General features: G+C 56.1%; 11 protein-coding genes and 3 tRNA genes. 8 read left to right on the forward strand and 6 right to left on the reverse strand.

Annotated features, from left to right (window positions below):
- Positions 1 to 5: 5 nt before the first annotated feature.
- Positions 6 to 740: a succinate dehydrogenase/fumarate reductase iron-sulfur subunit gene (locus L3069_RS02015; RefSeq protein WP_022646809.1), complete on the reverse strand. Its 735-nt coding sequence runs from the start codon at positions 738 to 740 to the stop codon at positions 6 to 8.
- The gene (gene frdA / locus L3069_RS02020; RefSeq protein ID WP_038415125.1) at positions 733 to 2,523 is read right to left on the reverse strand and encodes a fumarate reductase (quinol) flavoprotein subunit; all 1,791 of its coding nucleotides are present in this window, start codon (positions 2,521 to 2,523) and stop codon (positions 733 to 735) included. The genes L3069_RS02015 and frdA overlap by 8 nt, the downstream gene beginning before the upstream one ends.
- Positions 2,524 to 2,833: 310 nt before the next feature.
- On the opposite strand from frdA, the gene epmA reads away from it, so the two are divergent.
- A complete protein-coding gene (gene epmA, locus L3069_RS02025; protein ID WP_003855960.1) occupies positions 2,834 to 3,811 on the forward strand; it encodes an elongation factor P--(R)-beta-lysine ligase in 978 nt (325 codons plus the stop codon).
- 178 nt (positions 3,812 to 3,989) lie between these two features.
- Positions 3,990 to 5,489, forward strand: a complete 1,500-nt coding sequence (yjeM, locus tag L3069_RS02030; protein WP_038415127.1) for a glutamate/gamma-aminobutyrate family transporter YjeM — start codon at positions 3,990 to 3,992, stop codon at positions 5,487 to 5,489.
- A 40-nt stretch (positions 5,490 to 5,529) separates the two neighbouring features.
- Here the strand turns inward: yjeM and mscM are convergent, their stop codons facing one another.
- The 3 genes from mscM to rsgA form a co-directional block, all read right to left on the reverse strand.
- Positions 5,530 to 8,853, reverse strand: a complete 3,324-nt coding sequence (gene mscM, locus L3069_RS02035; protein WP_022646812.1) for a miniconductance mechanosensitive channel MscM — start codon at positions 8,851 to 8,853, stop codon at positions 5,530 to 5,532.
- Positions 8,854 to 8,872: 19 nt separating this feature from the next.
- On the reverse strand, positions 8,873 to 9,841 hold the full coding sequence (gene asd, locus L3069_RS02040; RefSeq protein ID WP_038415128.1) for an archaetidylserine decarboxylase: 969 nt from the start codon (positions 9,839 to 9,841) through the stop codon (positions 8,873 to 8,875).
- Positions 9,842 to 9,938: 97 nt separating this feature from the next.
- Positions 9,939 to 10,991: a small ribosomal subunit biogenesis GTPase RsgA gene (gene rsgA, locus L3069_RS02045; protein ID WP_072202591.1), complete on the reverse strand. Its 1,053-nt coding sequence runs from the start codon at positions 10,989 to 10,991 to the stop codon at positions 9,939 to 9,941.
- A gap of 107 nt (positions 10,992 to 11,098) precedes the next feature.
- Between rsgA and orn the strand changes: the two genes are divergently transcribed.
- From orn to L3069_RS02065, 4 genes are all read left to right on the forward strand, one after another.
- Positions 11,099 to 11,644 carry an oligoribonuclease gene (orn, locus tag L3069_RS02050; protein ID WP_038415130.1) on the forward strand — a complete coding sequence of 182 codons (546 nt, stop codon included), beginning with the start codon at positions 11,099 to 11,101 and terminating at the stop codon, positions 11,642 to 11,644.
- Between the two features lie 196 nt (positions 11,645 to 11,840).
- A tRNA-Gly gene (locus L3069_RS02055) sits at positions 11,841 to 11,916 on the forward strand.
- Positions 11,917 to 11,961: 45 nt separating this feature from the next.
- Positions 11,962 to 12,037, forward strand: a tRNA-Gly gene (locus L3069_RS02060).
- 45 nt (positions 12,038 to 12,082) lie between these two features.
- Positions 12,083 to 12,158, forward strand: a tRNA-Gly gene (locus L3069_RS02065).
- A gap of 270 nt (positions 12,159 to 12,428) precedes the next feature.
- On the opposite strand, the gene queG is transcribed toward L3069_RS02065, so the two are convergent.
- Positions 12,429 to 13,568, reverse strand: a complete 1,140-nt coding sequence (gene queG, locus L3069_RS02070) for a tRNA epoxyqueuosine(34) reductase QueG (RefSeq protein ID WP_015572463.1) — start codon at positions 13,566 to 13,568, stop codon at positions 12,429 to 12,431.
- On the opposite strand from queG, the gene nnr reads away from it, so the two are divergent.
- Together nnr and tsaE are read left to right on the forward strand one after the other, a co-directional pair.
- Positions 13,567 to 15,090: a bifunctional ADP-dependent NAD(P)H-hydrate dehydratase/NAD(P)H-hydrate epimerase gene (nnr, locus tag L3069_RS02075; RefSeq protein WP_038415132.1), complete on the forward strand. Its 1,524-nt coding sequence runs from the start codon at positions 13,567 to 13,569 to the stop codon at positions 15,088 to 15,090. The genes queG and nnr overlap by 2 nt on opposite strands.
- On the forward strand, positions 15,083 to 15,544 hold the full coding sequence (gene tsaE / locus L3069_RS02080; RefSeq protein ID WP_003855970.1) for a tRNA (adenosine(37)-N6)-threonylcarbamoyltransferase complex ATPase subunit type 1 TsaE: 462 nt from the start codon (positions 15,083 to 15,085) through the stop codon (positions 15,542 to 15,544). The genes nnr and tsaE overlap by 8 nt, the downstream gene beginning before the upstream one ends.
- Position 15,545: the final 1 nt, after the last annotated feature.

Genomic DNA, 15,545 nt, shown 5'->3' on the forward strand with positions numbered 1-15,545 from the left:
ACTCCTTAGCGTGGTTTCAGGGTAGCGATAAGAAAGTCTTTCGAACTTTCCACTTTTCCCTGCTGAATAGCGGCGGCCGGGTCGACATGCTTCGGACAGACTTCGGAGCAGTAACCGACAAACGTGCAGGTCCAGACCCCGTTCTGGCCGTTAAGCTGTGCCATACGTTCTTTTTTGCCGTGGTCGCGGCTGTCCTCGTTATAGCGGTGCGCCAGGGTAATGGCGGCCGGGCCGATAAACTCAGGGTTCAGGCCAAACTGTGGACAGGCGGCGTAGCACAGGCCGCAGTTGATGCAGCCGGAAAACTGATGGTATTTCGCCATCTGCGCGGGCGTCTGGGTGTTTGGCCCCTGATCCGGCGTGCGCGGGTTGCCGATGATGTACGGCTTAATCGCTTCGAGGCTTTCGATAAAGTGGGTCATGTCGACCACCAGATCGCGCTCAATCGGGAAGTTGCCCAGCGCTTCAACCTTGATGCCCTTGGTGTAATCACGCAGGAAAGTTTTACACGCCAGCTTCGGCACTTTGTTGACCATCATGCCGCAGGAGCCGCAGATTGCCATGCGGCAGGACCAGCGGTAGCTCAGGTCCGGGGCCAGGTTATCTTTGATATAGCCGAGCGCATCCAGCAGGGAGGTTTGCTCGTCGTAAGGGACTTCATAGAAAGCGCTGTGCGGCGCGGCGTCCACTTCCGGGTTGTAGCGCACCACTTCAACTTTCAGTTTTTGCATCTCAGCCATTCGCCTTCTCCTTCTTATCGGCGGCTTCTGCTTCTGCACCGTACACGCGTTTCGCCGGTGGCAGCGTAGTGATTTTCACGTCGCTGTAGTCCAGCCGGGTGGTACCATCCGCATCGCGCCAGGCGAGAGTATGTTTAAGGAAATTGACGTCGTCACGTTCGGTGCAGCCCTCATCCAGGCGCTGGTGTGCGCCGCGGGACTCTTTACGCGCCAGGGCGGAATGGGCCATACACTCTGCGACGTTCAGGCCGTGGCCCAGTTCAATGGTATAGAGCAGGTCGGTATTGAAGACGCTGGAGGTGTCGGTGATGCGCACGCGCTTGAAGCGTTCCTGGAGTTCTGCCAGCTTGTCGACGGTTTTCTGCATCAGCTCTGGCGTACGGTAGATCCCGCAGCCTTCTTCCATCGACAGCCCCATTTCGTCGCGGATCTTCGACCAGTTTTCGTTACCTTCCTGGTTCACCAGGCCTTTCAGGCGTTTTTCGATGTCTGCAACCTGCGCATCCAGCGCCGCGCTGTTAGCTTCATCTGCCGTTGCGGCACGCTCCATCGCGCGTTCGCCCGCCATGCGACCAAAGACCACCAGCTCAGCCAGCGAGTTCGAGCCCAGACGGTTTGCGCCGTGCAGACCGACGGAGGAACACTCACCCACCGCAAACAGCCCTTTGATGCGGGTTTCGCACTGCTGGTCGGTTTCGATACCGCCCATGGTGTAGTGCGCGGTTGGACGCACCGGGATCGGCTCTTTCACCGGGTCGACGCCCACATAGGCTTTTGCCAGCTCGCAGATAAACGGCAGACGCTCCAGCAGTTTCTTCTCGCCGAGATGACGCAGGTCGAGATGTACCACGTCGCCGCGCGGCGTTGAGATAGTGTTGCCTTTGCGCCACTCATGCCAGAAAGCCTGAGAGACTTTGTCGCGTGGGCCGAGTTCCATGTATTTGTTTTTCGGCTCGCCAAGCGGGGTTTCCGGACCCATGCCGTAATCCTGCAAATAGCGATAGCCGTTTTTGTTGACCAGAATACCGCCTTCGCCGCGGCAGCCTTCCGTCATCAGAATACCGGAGCCCGGCAGGCCGGTTGGGTGATACTGGACGAACTCCATATCACGCAGCGGGACGCCGTGGCTGAGCGCCATGCCCATACCGTCACCGGTGACGATGCCGCCGTTGGTGTTGTAGCGGTATACGCGGCCCGCACCGCCCGTTGCCATCACCACCGCCTTAGCGCGGATCTGGACGAGCGTGCCTTCCATCATGTTCATTGCTACCAGTCCGTGCGCATGACCGTCGTCGACCAGAATGTCGAGAACGAAATGTTCGTCAAAGCGCTGGATTTGTGGGAACTGGAGGGAGGTCTGGAACAGGGTGTGCAGCATGTGGAAGCCGGTCTTATCGGCAGCAAACCAGGTGCGTTCGATCTTCATGCCACCGAAGCGGCGGACGTTGACGCTCCCGTCCGGACGGCGGCTCCATGGACATCCCCACTGTTCCAGCTGGGTCATTTCCGTTGGGCAATGGTGCACGAAGTAATCAACGACATCCTGTTCGCAAAGCCAGTCGCCCCCTGCAACCGTGTCGTGGAAATGGTATTCGAAGCTGTCATGATCCTGCGCGACGGCGGCGGATCCTCCTTCTGCGGCTACCGTGTGGCTGCGCATCGGATAGACTTTTGAAATCAATGCGATTTTGGCGTTCGGATTGGCTTGTGCCGCAGCAATTGCAGCGCGTAATCCAGCCCCGCCAGCGCCTATTACGGCAAGATCGGCTTGAAAAGTTTGCACGACATTCCTCCAGATTTTGGTTTTCCCGCAACGTGATGAGCTAAAGGACGTTCACCTGCCCGAACGGACGATTGCGGAAGCGATTCCACTGCTCCTTTATGGGTAAAACAGTATAACCGCGTAGAAGTGAGGGAAATTTGACGTGTTCGATTTTTTTGCTGTTCTGTGCGGTGATTTATCATCGTGATTAATGAATGGCGTCACAGTATTTCTCTGTGCAATGAAAAGGGGCTTTTACTGTGCAAAATTTGTCTCTGCCCCGGCTTGCGAGTAGACTTCGTGCCCTTGTCTGAAAACGGAGAAATAACTCATGAGCGAAACGGCCACCTGGCAGCCGAGCGCATCCATTCCAAACCTGCTAAAGCGCGCAGCAATTATGGCGGAGATCCGCCGCTTCTTTGCGGATCGCGGCGTCCTGGAGGTGGAAACGCCGTGCATGAGTCAGGCGACGGTCACGGATATTCATCTGGTCCCGTTTGAAACCCGTTTTGTTGGCCCAGGCCACTCTCAGGGCATGAATCTGTATCTGATGACCAGCCCGGAATACCATATGAAGCGTCTGCTGGCGGCCGGGTGTGGTCCGGTCTATCAGCTGTGCCGTAGCTTCCGTAATGAAGAGATGGGCCGACACCATAATCCGGAATTCACTATGCTGGAGTGGTACCGCCCGCACTACGACATGTATCGTCTGATGAACGAAGTCGACGATCTGCTCCAACAGGTGCTGGATTGTGCGGAAGCTGAAACGCTCTCCTATCAGCAGGCCTTCCAGCGTCATCTGGAAATTGATCCGCTGTCGGCTGATAAAACACAGCTGCGTGAAGTGGCGGCAAAACTGGATCTGAGCAACGTGGCGGATAACGAAGAGGATCGCGACACGCTGCTGCAACTGCTGTTCACCTTTGGTGTTGAACCGCAGATTGGCAAAGATCGTCCGACGTTTGTCTATCACTTCCCGGCCAGCCAGGCTTCACTGGCGCAGATCAGCACCGAAGATCACCGCGTGGCGGAGCGCTTTGAGGTGTACTTTAAAGGCATCGAGCTGGCGAACGGTTTCCATGAGCTGACCGACGCGCGCGAACAGCAACAGCGTTTCGAGCAGGATAACCGCAAGCGCAACGCGCGCGGTCTGCCGCAGCAGCCGATTGACACCAACCTGCTGGAAGCGCTTAAAGCCGGTCTGCCGGACTGCTCCGGCGTGGCGCTGGGTGTGGATCGCCTGGTCATGCTGGCGCTGGGCGCAGAACAACTGGGCGATGTGATTGCCTTTACGGTCGATCGCGCATAAAGAATTGCCGGGTGGGGCTGTCGCTTACCCGGTCTACTCGGTCATTTAACTCTGCCACATTAAAAACTACTATCTTCTCTATGCACGGGTCTTTTTCTTAATTTGACTCGGATAGCCACAATATTTGTCTGGTCATCTGCTACCATCCGCGCAGTTTAATTCCGTTTCGGATGGTTATATGTCTCACGCACTCAAAAAAATGACCCTTACCGGGCTCATCCTGATGATTTTTACGTCAGTTTTTGGCTTTGCCAATAGCCCGTCCGCGTTTTATCTGATGGGCTACAGCGCGACGCCGTTTTATATCGTTTCCGCGCTGTTCTTCTTTATTCCGTTTGCGCTAATGATGGCGGAGATGGGGTCGGCGTACAGGAAAGAAGAAGGCGGCATCTATTCGTGGATGAACAACAGCGTCGGTCCGCGTTATGCGTTTATCGGTACGTTCATGTGGTTTTCATCCTATGTCGTCTGGATGGTCAGCACGGCGGCCAAGGTCTGGGTGCCGTTCTCAACGTTTCTCTTCGGTGCGGATAAAACGCAGGTCTGGTCTCTGGCGGGGCTGAGTTCCACACAGGTGGTCGGTATTCTGGCGGTGTGCTGGATGGTGGTTGTCACGCGGGTGGCCTCGAAAGGCATCAACAAAATTGCCCGTATCACTGCCGTTGGCGGAATTTCCGTGATGTGCCTGAACCTGGTGCTGCTGCTGGTCAGCATCGCTATTCTGTGCCTGAACGGCGGGCATTTCGCACAGGAAGTCAACTTCGTTTCATCGCCTAATCCGGGTTACCAGTCCGGGCTGGCCATGCTCTCCTTCGTGGTGTTTGCCATCTTTGCTTACGGTGGAATTGAAGCCGTGGGCGGGCTGGTCGATAAAACCGAAAACCCGGAAAAGAACTTCGCCAAAGGCATTATCTTTGCCGCCATCGTCATTTCCATTGGCTACTCGCTGGCGATTTTCCTCTGGGGCGTCAGCACCAACTGGCAGCAGGTACTGAGCAATAACACCACCAACCTCGGCAACATTACCTACGTGTTGATGAAAAGCCTGGGGGTGACGCTGGGCAACGCCATGGATCTCGCGCCGGAAACGTCGGCCACCCTGGGGATCTGGTTTGCGCGGATTACCGGTTTGTCGATGTTCCTCGCCTATACTGGCGCGTTCTTCACGCTGATCTACTCGCCGCTGAAAGCGATTATTCAGGGGACGCCAAAGGCGCTGTGGCCTGCACGTATGACGCAGCTGAACGCTGCCGGTATGCCTGCCAACGCGATGTGGATGCAGTGCATGCTGGTGTGCGTGTTCATTCTGCTGGTGTCCTTCGGCGGCGATACCGCGTCGGCGTTCTATAACAAGCTGACCCTGATGGCAAACGTATCGATGACGCTTCCGTACCTATTCCTGGCGCTGGCGTTCCCGTTCTTTAAGGCGAAGCGGGATCTGGAGCGACCGTTTGTGATCTTCAAAACCCGCATGGCGACGCTGCTGGCGACCACTGTTGTGGTGCTGGTCGTCGCGTTCGCCAACATCTTTACCGTCATTCAGCCCGTGGTTGAGGCAAATGACTGGAGCAGCACGCTGTGGATGGTTGGCGGACCGATCTTCTTCTCGCTGCTGGCAATGGGGATTTATGAGAACTACCGCCGCCGCATGATGACCTGCGTGGCAGAAGTGGCATAGCGGATGAAAAAACCCCTCCCGGAAGGGAGGGGGAAATGGATTATAAACTTCCCGCCGGGCGCGAACGCGCCGCAGACGTCAACGTTCTTCCCGTCTTACGTCCGTCCAGCGTTTCCAGACGCATCTGGAAAGGTGGGAACGGCATATCAATTCCGTGCTCGCGGAAGCCAGCCAGGATCAGCTGGTGGATCTCATGGCGCAGCGGCATACGGTGTCCCATCTCGGCGGCGTAGATACGCAGCTCGAAAATCTGGATCCCCTGCTGCAAATCAACCAGGAAGACTTCCGGCGGCGGGTTGTCGATTACCAGCGAACAGCGTTCAGCAGCCGTATACAGGATCTGCGTCACCTCTTCGCTGTTGGCATCCGACGGAGCGGGTACGGTCAGCACCACACGCGTGACGGAGTCAGACAGCGACCAGTTGATAAACTGCTCGGTGATAAACGCTTTGTTCGGGACGATGATCTCTTTACGGTCCCAGTCGCTGATGGTGGTGGCGCGGGTGTTGATCCTGGTGACGCTGCCGGTCAGATCGCGGATGGTCACCGTATCGCCAATTCGAATCGGCTTTTCAAACAGAATGATCAGACCCGAGACGAAGTTGGCAAAGATCTCCTGTAAACCAAAGCCCAGGCCTACGGTCAGGGCGGCAACCAGCCATTGCAGTTTTGACCATTCGATACCAATCATCGAGAAGCCAACCAGCCCACCAAACAGCATGATTAAATACTTGGTAATGGTGGTGATCGCATAGCCTGTGCCGGGGGTTAAATCCAGATGCTGCAACAGCGCCAGCTCCAGCAGGGCAGGGAAGTTACGGATCAGCTGCGTGGTGATAATGAGTACCAGAATCGCAATCAGCACGGCCCCTAAGGTGATGGGCTCCAGGCTTTCGACCCCCTGCACCGTCGACGTCACATCCCACAAAGAGATGTTCTCCAGGAAGCCAAACGCAGAGTGGATTTCCGACCACAGGAAGATCACCGACAGCAGGGCAACCAGCATCAGAATTGAGCGTACCAGCCGCAGGGACTGGGTACTGATCGCATCGAGATCCAGTTCGACGTCATCGGCGTCTGAAGTCCCTTCGGTGCTGTTGACGTGGTTCGGCTCTTCCTCACCCCGCGCGCGCTGGGCCAGTATTTCTGCGCGACGATGTTTGGCACGGTCAAACGCCAGACGACGACGCTGGATCAGCATGCCGCGGCGAATAACATGGTAGACCACCAGCAGCAGGAACCAGATAGCTACTGACGTTTCCAGTCGTGCGAGCAGCGCTTGCGATGTGGCGAGATAACCGACAGCCGCCGCCAGCATCGCCGCCAGCGGCGCGCTAAGCAGCAGGTTCCACAGCAGACGGTTAAACATGTTATCGCCACTGCCGGACTTGTCGAGATAAAGCGGGATCCCGGCGCGCTTCAGGCTGAGCGTCACTACCGCTAATGCCCCGCAGATCAGCATAAAGCACAGCCGTCCCAGCGAGCCGGAGAACTCCCGGTCATTGAGATTATCGAACATGATCAGCGCCATAATTAGCGGCACAATCAGCCCGATGCTCATCAGGTAATAGCGCATCGCCCGCGCCACGCGATTACGCGGCCAGCCAAAGTGAGCGATGAACAGACCATTTGGCCGCGCAAACGTGGCGCAAATCATCACCACCCACAGCAGCGGAACGGTGGCGGTCACGCCATCGCCAATTGCGACGGCAAGCGGATAGGGCCAGGCTTCACGCAGGCCGTATCCGAGCGTCATCCACAGCACCGGCAGCGGAGACGCGACCAGAATTGACCAGAACACTGTACGCAGCGTCAGCCAGAAGTGATCCTGTGTCACTTTCCCCACACGGGCGCTGGAGCGCTCAAGGAAACGGGTGAAGTGGCGACGGGAATAAATACTGAAACCCACCAGAATCAGTGCCCCCAGCAGCGGGAAGATGGTCTCCTTACTGGTGAGCATCATCACGCTGGCGAGACCCAGCTGGCTGAAGGTGTCCAGCGAAATGAGGCGGCGCAGATCCTGCACGATCTCGATCGGCCAGGCGAAGGTCATCGGCCGCACGTCGGAGGTCCAGAACAGGTAACGGTGCGTGGCTTCGTTGACCTCTTTCAGCGCGTCCTCCAGCTGGCTGTTTGAGACTTTCAGCTTGGTGAGTTCGAGGATCAGCGTATCGCCCCCCTGCAACAGGGAATTGAGCAGTTCGCGTTGGGTGCGCAGCTGCGCTTCCAGAATACGGCTTTGCTCGCCGGTGAGCGGCTGTCCGTCAGCCTGACGGATCTGGCGGATTTGTGGCTGCTTATTAAGAAGGTCTTCATAATGAAGACGCTGAACGCGCAGCTGCGCCATCTCCGTATCAAGCTGCTGCGGTTTTGGCATCTCTGGCAGACGAGCCACCTGTGCGCGTAACGCTTCGCCCAACAGGTTAGACGAGCCAAGCCACTGGGACTGTTCACGCAGCGTGTTGAGAGCCTGACGAACCTGGAGGGTTTGATTAGTGGCCTGACGCTGCTGCGAGGCCACCAAATCCATGCGCTGCGCCTGCTGATTCAGCGCGGCAGAAAGCTCGCGGTTAACCTTAAACTGGGCGACGATGCTGTCGGGCAGGTTAGCGCTGTTTTCGGCCAACAACTCGGTGCTTTCCAGCGCACGTTCAGCTTCACGCTGACGCTGGCTGTTGAGTTGATTTCTCAGCGCCTGGAGATACGCATCCAGCTGTTCGCTCTGCTTCTGCGCCAGTTCCGAACGCATCCGCGACAGCTCCTGGCGGTTGTTAGCAGAAAGCTGTGCCAGCTCCAGTTCATCAACCAGTGCTTTAAGTCTGGCGGATTCGGCCTGTAGCCCAAGATTTTGGGCCTGATTCTGCGGGGTGTTGCCGGTCTGCGTCCCAATGCGGCGTTCCACCTCATTTAACTGACGGCGGGCATCGGTTTGCTGCTGTGGAAGCTGACTGAGAGAGTCGGCAATTTCACGCGCCCGTTCCTGCTCCTGCTGTGCCAGACGGCTTTTTTCCAGCAGCTGGCTGCTGACTTGCAGGATCTCCTGATTCAGCGCCTCGGACGTCATCCCTGCGGGTACCTGGCGTGGTTCATCACGCAGGCTGTTTAACTGCGAGCGCAGGGTTTGAGAGAGTTTGGGGAAGTTGTCGATAACCTGCTGATATTGCTGGGCGCGCTCAAGAGAACCCTTTCGTTCCTCAAGTGCGTTCAGTGCAGACTGGAGCGACTCAACGGCCTCCGGCTGAGCGGGTTTCGCCGCTTTTGCCTGCTCCAGCTCCTGGGTTATCTGTTTGGCGTCGGGGGCCGTCGCTGCGTACGCCCCCATGCTGAGGCACCAGGCCATCAGTAATACGATAATCGGGCGCACGTCAGCGATCCTTCTGTTGTTAACCTTCGTCTTTTTTGCCGTCAACCAGCGGGCTGGCATCGTGCTCGGCTTTGATCTCTTCTTCCGGCAACGGGGCTGGCGCAACGTCTGGCGTTGCAAAGACCTCCGTCGATACTGCCAGAGGCTGGCCGAGTTTGGTCACGGACAGGCTTTCCAGCTCGTCGACCAGGTTAACTTTGCCCGGTGCGAACAGGTTGATTACCGTTGAGCCCAGCTTGAAGCGGCCCATCTCCTGACCTTTCAGCAGGGCCACAGAACCTTCTTCTTCCCCGGCAGGCCAGGTCCAGCGCTTGATCACGCCTTCGCGTGGTGGCGTAATGGTGCCCGCCCAGACGGTTTCGATGCTGCCCACAATGGTAGCACCTACCAGAATCTGCGCCATTGGGCCAAATTCAGTATCAAACAGGCAGATGACGCGCTCGTTACGGGCAAACAGGTTAGGGACATTTTGCGCCGTCAGGTGGTTTACAGAGAACAGATCCCCCGGCACGTAGATCATCTCGCGCAGGATGCCGTTACACGGCATATGAACGCGGTGGTAGTCGCGTGGGGAGAGATAGGTGGTCGCGAAAGTCCCGTTGCGGAACAGATCCGCCATTATGTAGTTACCGGCCAGCAGCGCTTCCAGGCTGTAGTTATGGCCTTTCGCCTGCAAAATTTTGTCGTCTTCAATTTTACCCAGCTGGCTGATCACGCCGTCAGCAGGCATCACCAGCACGTTCGGGTCGGTATTCAGCGGGCGCACTTCGTCGCGCAGCGGACGCACAAAAAATTCGTTGAAGGTGCGGTAGCTTGCCGTATCCGGCTTCTGCGCTTCTTTCATGTCGACCTTGTAGTATTTCACGAACAGGTCGATGACCAGTTTGGTCAGCCAGCCCGCTCGTTTGCTCGCGCCCCAGCCCGCCAGGCGAGTGAGCCACAGTTTAGGCAGAATGTATTGAAGCGAAAGTTTAAATGAGTTTAACAAGGTAGCCTCCAGGCCATTGTTTTGTCGTTCCTGATCCGGCAGTACGCTGCCGGAACCTGAAAAAAGGGGACGATTTTAGCGACGCTTAGCTTAGTTGTCAGTTATCAGAATCAGAAAAGTTTTTACGCGTTTTTACCTGGTCCATGCTTTCGAGAATACGATGGTAATTTTCGAAACGGGTTTCCGCTATTTCACCGTTCTCCACCGCTTCGCGGATGGCGCAGCCCGGATCGTTGTCATGTTTACAGTCGCGGTATTTGCAAGCGCCTATATAGTCATGGAATTCGACAAATCCGTTAAAGATTTGTTCCGGCTCGAGATGCCAGAGACCAAATTCACGCACACCCGGGGAGTCAATCACATCGCCGCCGTGCGGGAAGTGATAGAGACGTGAGGCGGTGGTGGTGTGCTGGCCCAGCCCGGAGACGTCCGACACATCGTTGGTCAGGATTTCTTGCTGAAGGCCGAGCAGGTTGTTAAGCAGGCTCGATTTACCCACGCCAGACTGCCCTGCAAAGATACTGATGCGGTCGGTCAGCGCATCTTCTAACGGCTTCAGGCCATCTTTGGTGCGGCTGGAAACCATCAAAACGCGATAACCAATATTGCGATAGATATCCATCTGCTCATTCACAAAGGCCATGGCCTCGTCATCCAGCAGATCGATTTTATTCAGCACGATGAGCGGCTCAACCTGTAGCGTTTCGCAGGCCACCAGATAACGGTCAATAATGTTGAGCGAAAGTTCGGGTAAAATCGCCGAAACGATCACGATCTGGTTGATATTGGCGGCAATGGGCTTTACGCCGTCGTAGAAATCAGGACGGGTCAGAACCGACGTGCGTTCATGCACGGCTTCAACGATACCTTTAACCGTTACCCCTTCCGCAGCCGCTTTGCCTGGACGCCAGACCACGCGGTCACCGGTCACCAGGGAACGGATGGTGCGACGGATATTGCAACGGTGGATGTCCCCGTCGGCAGACTCGACATCGGCATGCATACCGAAGCGGCTAATCACCACGCCTTCCGTCGCTTCGCCAAACAGGTTGTCGTCGTAATCGGGCTTCTCCGTAGTGGTTTTAAGACGGCGCTGGTGATTTGCATTCACGCGGCGCTGCTGCCCTTTGGAGAGTTTATTTTTACTCAATCGCGCTGGCTCCTGGTCGCCCATAGCGGGCAAAACCTCTATGATACACTCTAATTAATACTAGTTAACCTGCTACTGCCGGTTAAGCGAGAAGGGTGGAAAATAACATGAGCGCGGACGAAAACAACCTGATTTGGATCGATCTGGAGATGACCGGCCTGGATCCCGAGCGCGATCGCATTATTGAGATCGCCACACTGGTCACCGATGCCAACCTCAATATTCTGGCGGAAGGCCCAACGATTGCCGTGCACCAGTCCGATGACCAGCTTGCGCTGATGGATGAGTGGAACGTGCGTACCCATACTGGCAGCGGGCTGGTGGAACGCGTGAAGGCCAGCACTCTGGGCGACCGCGAAGCGGAGCTGGCGACGATTGAGTTTCTGAAGCAGTGGGTGCCGGCAGGAAAATCGCCTATCTGTGGCAACAGCATTGGTCAGGATCGTCGTTTCCTGTTTAAGTACATGCCGGAGCTGGAGTCCTACTTCCACTACCGCTATCTGGATGTGAGCACCTTAAAAGAGCTGGCCCGCCGCTGGAAACCGGAAATTCTCGACGGCTTCACAAAGCAGGGGACGCACCAGGCAATGGACGACATCCGTGAGTCTGTTGCGGAGCTGGCGTACTATCGCGAAAACTTTATTAAGCTTTGATTTTGCGATCCGGCGCCTTGCGTGGCCGGGTTTTTGTCGCTAAATTGTTCAGCTTGCCGATTAAATAAGCACTTGAACTGAATTTCAAAAAAATCGCTTTGAGGGGGGTTGCAGCTAAACGGATTTCTCGTATAATGCGCCTCCCGTAACGACAGAGAATTACACGTTACGACAGCAACAAAAGCAGTACAGATTTGCGGGAATAGCTCAGTTGGTAGAGCACGACCTTGCCAAGGTCGGGGTCGCGAGTTCGAGTCTCGTTTCCCGCTCCAAAATTTGAAAAGTATCGCAAGATACGCCAGCACCAGAACACCCAAGCGGGAATAGCTCAGTTGGTAGAGCACGACCTTGCCAAGGTCGGGGTCGCGAGTTCGAGTCTCGTTTCCCGCTCCAAAATTTGAAAGTATCGCAAGATACGCACAGCACCAGAATACCCAAGCGGGAATAGCTCAGTTGGTAGAGCACGACCTTGCCAAGGTCGGGGTCGCGAGTTCGAGTCTCGTTTCCCGCTCCAAATTCTTCTTCTTTCCTAAATTATCCACAGCGAAATGCTTCGTTGGGGACGTTTTCTATTGTATCTGAAACACTCTTGTAAACAGAGTTATCCACAGAAACTGTGATAAATCCCAGTTGTGCAAAATGTTAGCAGGGTGAATAATATCTTCGTAATTAACTGTAATCTATGAAGAAAATTTGATTTCAAAATGTTATTGAGATCACTTGACCTGTTTGCTAAACCTTATTGCGCCTGAATTCTTATTTTTATTCACAGCCTGTGAATATATCACACATCCCGTGGCAGCCCTTTTTCAATCACCCTGACCAGGCGCTGTTTCTTCGGTAACTGCACTTCAACCACGCCGGCATTTCGCTTCTCAATTTGCTGCGCAATCGCCCATTCTATGTGCTCATCAAGAAGTGGGTGCTCACCTCTGCGGCTTTCAAGCGCCTGAAGATTGGCTTCATCCCATGGGGCATTACCCAGCGCAACAGCCACATTACGCAGCCAGCGCAGGTGGCCGATACGACGTATGGCGGAACCTTCCGTCACCTTCAGGAACCAGGCTTCGCTCCAGGCGAACAGTTCGATCAGCTGCGGGGCATGTAACGCCTTGCGGGGACTGAAGTCTTCTTCGTCCGTCAACTGTGAATAGCGGTTCCACGGACAAATCAGCTGGCAGTCATCACAGCCGTAGATGCGGTTGCCAATAAGCGGACGAAATTCCTCTGGAATAGCACCTTCCAGCTCGATGGTGAGATAAGAGATACAGCGGCGCGCATCAACGGTATAGGGTTCAACGATAGCGCCCGTTGGGCAGATGGTCATACAGGCCACGCAGCGGCCACACCCTTCTTCCACCGGACCGTCTACCGGCAGGGGTAAATCAATCAACAGTTCACCCAGGAAAAAGAATGAGCCCGCGTCGCGGCTTAAGATAAGTGAGTGCTTACCTGTCCAGCCAAGCCCGGCTTTTTCGGCGATCGGGCGCTCAAGAATAGGCGCAGAATCGACAAAGGGTCTAAAATTCAGCGAAACACAGTGCTGCTGAATGGTTTCCCCGAGCTTTTTTAGACGGTTGCGCAGAAGTTTATGGTAATCACGTCCCAGAGCGTATCGGCTGACGTAACCCAGCGAAGGATTTTTTAGCGTGCGCGCAAAGGCCGCGTTAGCGGGCAGATAGTTCATGCGTACGCTAATGACGCGCAGCGTACCCGGCAACAGCTCGTGGGGGCGGGCACGCATCATACCGTGGCGCGCCATCCACTCCATCTCGCCGTGGTATTGTTTATCCAGCCATGCCTGTAGCTTAGGCTCGCTGGCAGAGAGGTCGGTATCGGTAATACCGACCTTCTGGAAGCCCAGTTCAGCACCCCACTGTTTTATTTTCTGCGCTAATTCATTGAGATCGAGGGGCTGTGACATGACGGACCATACTGTGAAGAAAAACCCCGCAAGTATACCACATTCCATCTGGCATGCGGATGACCTCCGTCGGGCCGAAAAAGAGGCCGCAGACAGCCTCGGCGTTACCCTTTATGAACTGATGCAGCGCGCGGGCGAGGCGGCGTTTAACGTGGCGCGCACGGCTTATCCGGATGCCTCGCACTACCTGATTCTGTGCGGGCACGGCAATAACGGTGGCGATGGCTATGTGGTGGCTCGTCTTGCGGTGGCGGCGGGGCTGCGCGTCACCCTGCTGGCGCTGGAGAGCGACAAGCCGCTACCGGAAGAGGCTGGCATGGCGAGAGAGGCCTGGCTGAATGCGGGGGGCATTATTCATGCGCCTGATATTATCTGGCCCGAGGATGTCGACGTGATTGTTGATGGTCTGCTGGGGACGGGGCTGATGCGCGCGCCTCGCGATGACGTCGCCGCGCTGATTACCCACGCTAATGCGCACCCCGCCCCGGTGGTGGCGCTGGATATTCCCTCCGGCCTGATGGCGCAAACCGGCGCGACGCCGGGCGTGTCGATTGAGGCTGCGCACACCGTGACCTTTATCGCCCTGAAGCCGGGTTTGCTTACCGGTAAAGCGCGGGATGTCGTGGGGACGTTACATCACAACGCACTGGGGCTGGAAAACTGGCTGGCTGGACAGGATACCCACATCACCCGCTTTGATGCCTCCCTGCTTGCTCAGTGGCTGCCTCCGCGCCGCCCCACATCCCATAAGGGTGATCATGGCCGGCTGCTGATTATCGGTGGCGATCATGGCACGGCAGGTGCGATTCGCATGACAGGAGAGGCCGCGTTGCGCAGCGGTGCCGGATTAGTACGCGTGCTGACCCGCAGCGAAAACATTCCGCCGATTATTACCGCGCGGCCGGAGCTGATGGTCCACGAGCTTGCCCCACAGGCGATTGAAGAGGGTCTTGAGTGGGCGGACGTGGTAGTCATTGGTCCGGGCCTGGGTCAGCAGGAGTGGGGTAAACAGGCCCTGCAAAAGGCCGAGAATTTTCGTAAGCCGATGCTCTGGGATGCCGACGCGCTTAACCTTCTGGCAATAAACCCGGATAAGCGTCACAATCGCATTCTGACGCCACACCCCGGCGAAGCCGCACGGCTGCTTAACTGTAGCGTGGCAGAAATTGAAAGCGATCGCTTACTTTCAGCCCAACGTCTGGTAAAACGTTACGGAGGTGTTGCCGTTTTGAAAGGGGCGGGGACCGTTATCGCCAGCGATGATGCGATGGGCATCGTTGATGCCGGTAATGCAGGCATGGCGAGCGGCGGCATGGGTGATGTGCTCTCTGGCATCATTGGCGCATTGCTCGGACAGAAACTTCCCCTTTATGATGCAGCCTGTGCTGGCTGCGTGGCCCACGGTGCGGCGGCTGACAGGCTGGCTGCTCGTTACGGAACGCGCGGTATGCTGGCCACCGATCTTTTTTGCACGCTGCGGCGTGTTGTTAACCCGGATGTGATTGACGTAGAAAATGACTAATCGAGCGATTCCTTTACCTGATGAACAAGCCACTTTAGATCTCGGCAAGCGCGTGGCGCAGGCCTGTCAGGGGGCGACCGTCATTTATCTGTATGGTGATTTAGGCGCGGGTAAAACAACCTTCAGCCGTGGTTTTTTGCAGGCGTTAGGCCATAACGGGAACGTAAAAAGCCCGACTTATACGCTAGTAGAACCGTACACGCTTGAAAATATCATGGTGTACCACTTTGATTTATATCGTCTTGCGGATCCTGAGGAGCTGGAATTTATGGGGATCCGCGATTACTTTGCCAACGACGCCATTTGCCTGGTGGAGTGGCCGCAACAAGGTGCGGGTGTGCTGCCTGACCCGGATGTCGAAATTCACTTGGATTATCAGGCACAAGGGCGTGAGGCGCGCATCAGTGCGGTTTCCTCATCAGGCTGTTCCTTACTGGCGCGTTTAGCCGGTTGAG

The organism is Enterobacter cloacae complex sp. ECL411 (assembly GCF_021869665.1).
Classification (GTDB): Bacteria; Pseudomonadota; Gammaproteobacteria; order Enterobacterales; family Enterobacteriaceae; genus Enterobacter; species Enterobacter intestinihominis.

What these genes read in the sequence shown, in the direction of transcription:
- L3069_RS02015 (WP_022646809.1), bottom strand. Translation starts at nt 740, where the DNA reads ATGGCTGAGATGCAAAAACTGAAAGTTGAAGTGGTGCGCTACAACCCG.
- epmA (WP_003855960.1), top strand. Translation starts at nt 2,834, where the DNA reads ATGAGCGAAACGGCCACCTGGCAGCCGAGCGCATCCATTCCAAACCTG.
- yjeM (WP_038415127.1), top strand. Translation starts at nt 3,990, where the DNA reads ATGTCTCACGCACTCAAAAAAATGACCCTTACCGGGCTCATCCTGATG.
- orn (WP_038415130.1), top strand. Translation starts at nt 11,099, where the DNA reads ATGAGCGCGGACGAAAACAACCTGATTTGGATCGATCTGGAGATGACC.
- nnr (WP_038415132.1), top strand. Translation starts at nt 13,567, where the DNA reads ATGACGGACCATACTGTGAAGAAAAACCCCGCAAGTATACCACATTCC.
- queG (WP_015572463.1), bottom strand. Translation starts at nt 13,568, where the DNA reads ATGTCACAGCCCCTCGATCTCAATGAATTAGCGCAGAAAATAAAACAG.
- tsaE (WP_003855970.1), top strand. Translation starts at nt 15,083, where the DNA reads ATGACTAATCGAGCGATTCCTTTACCTGATGAACAAGCCACTTTAGAT.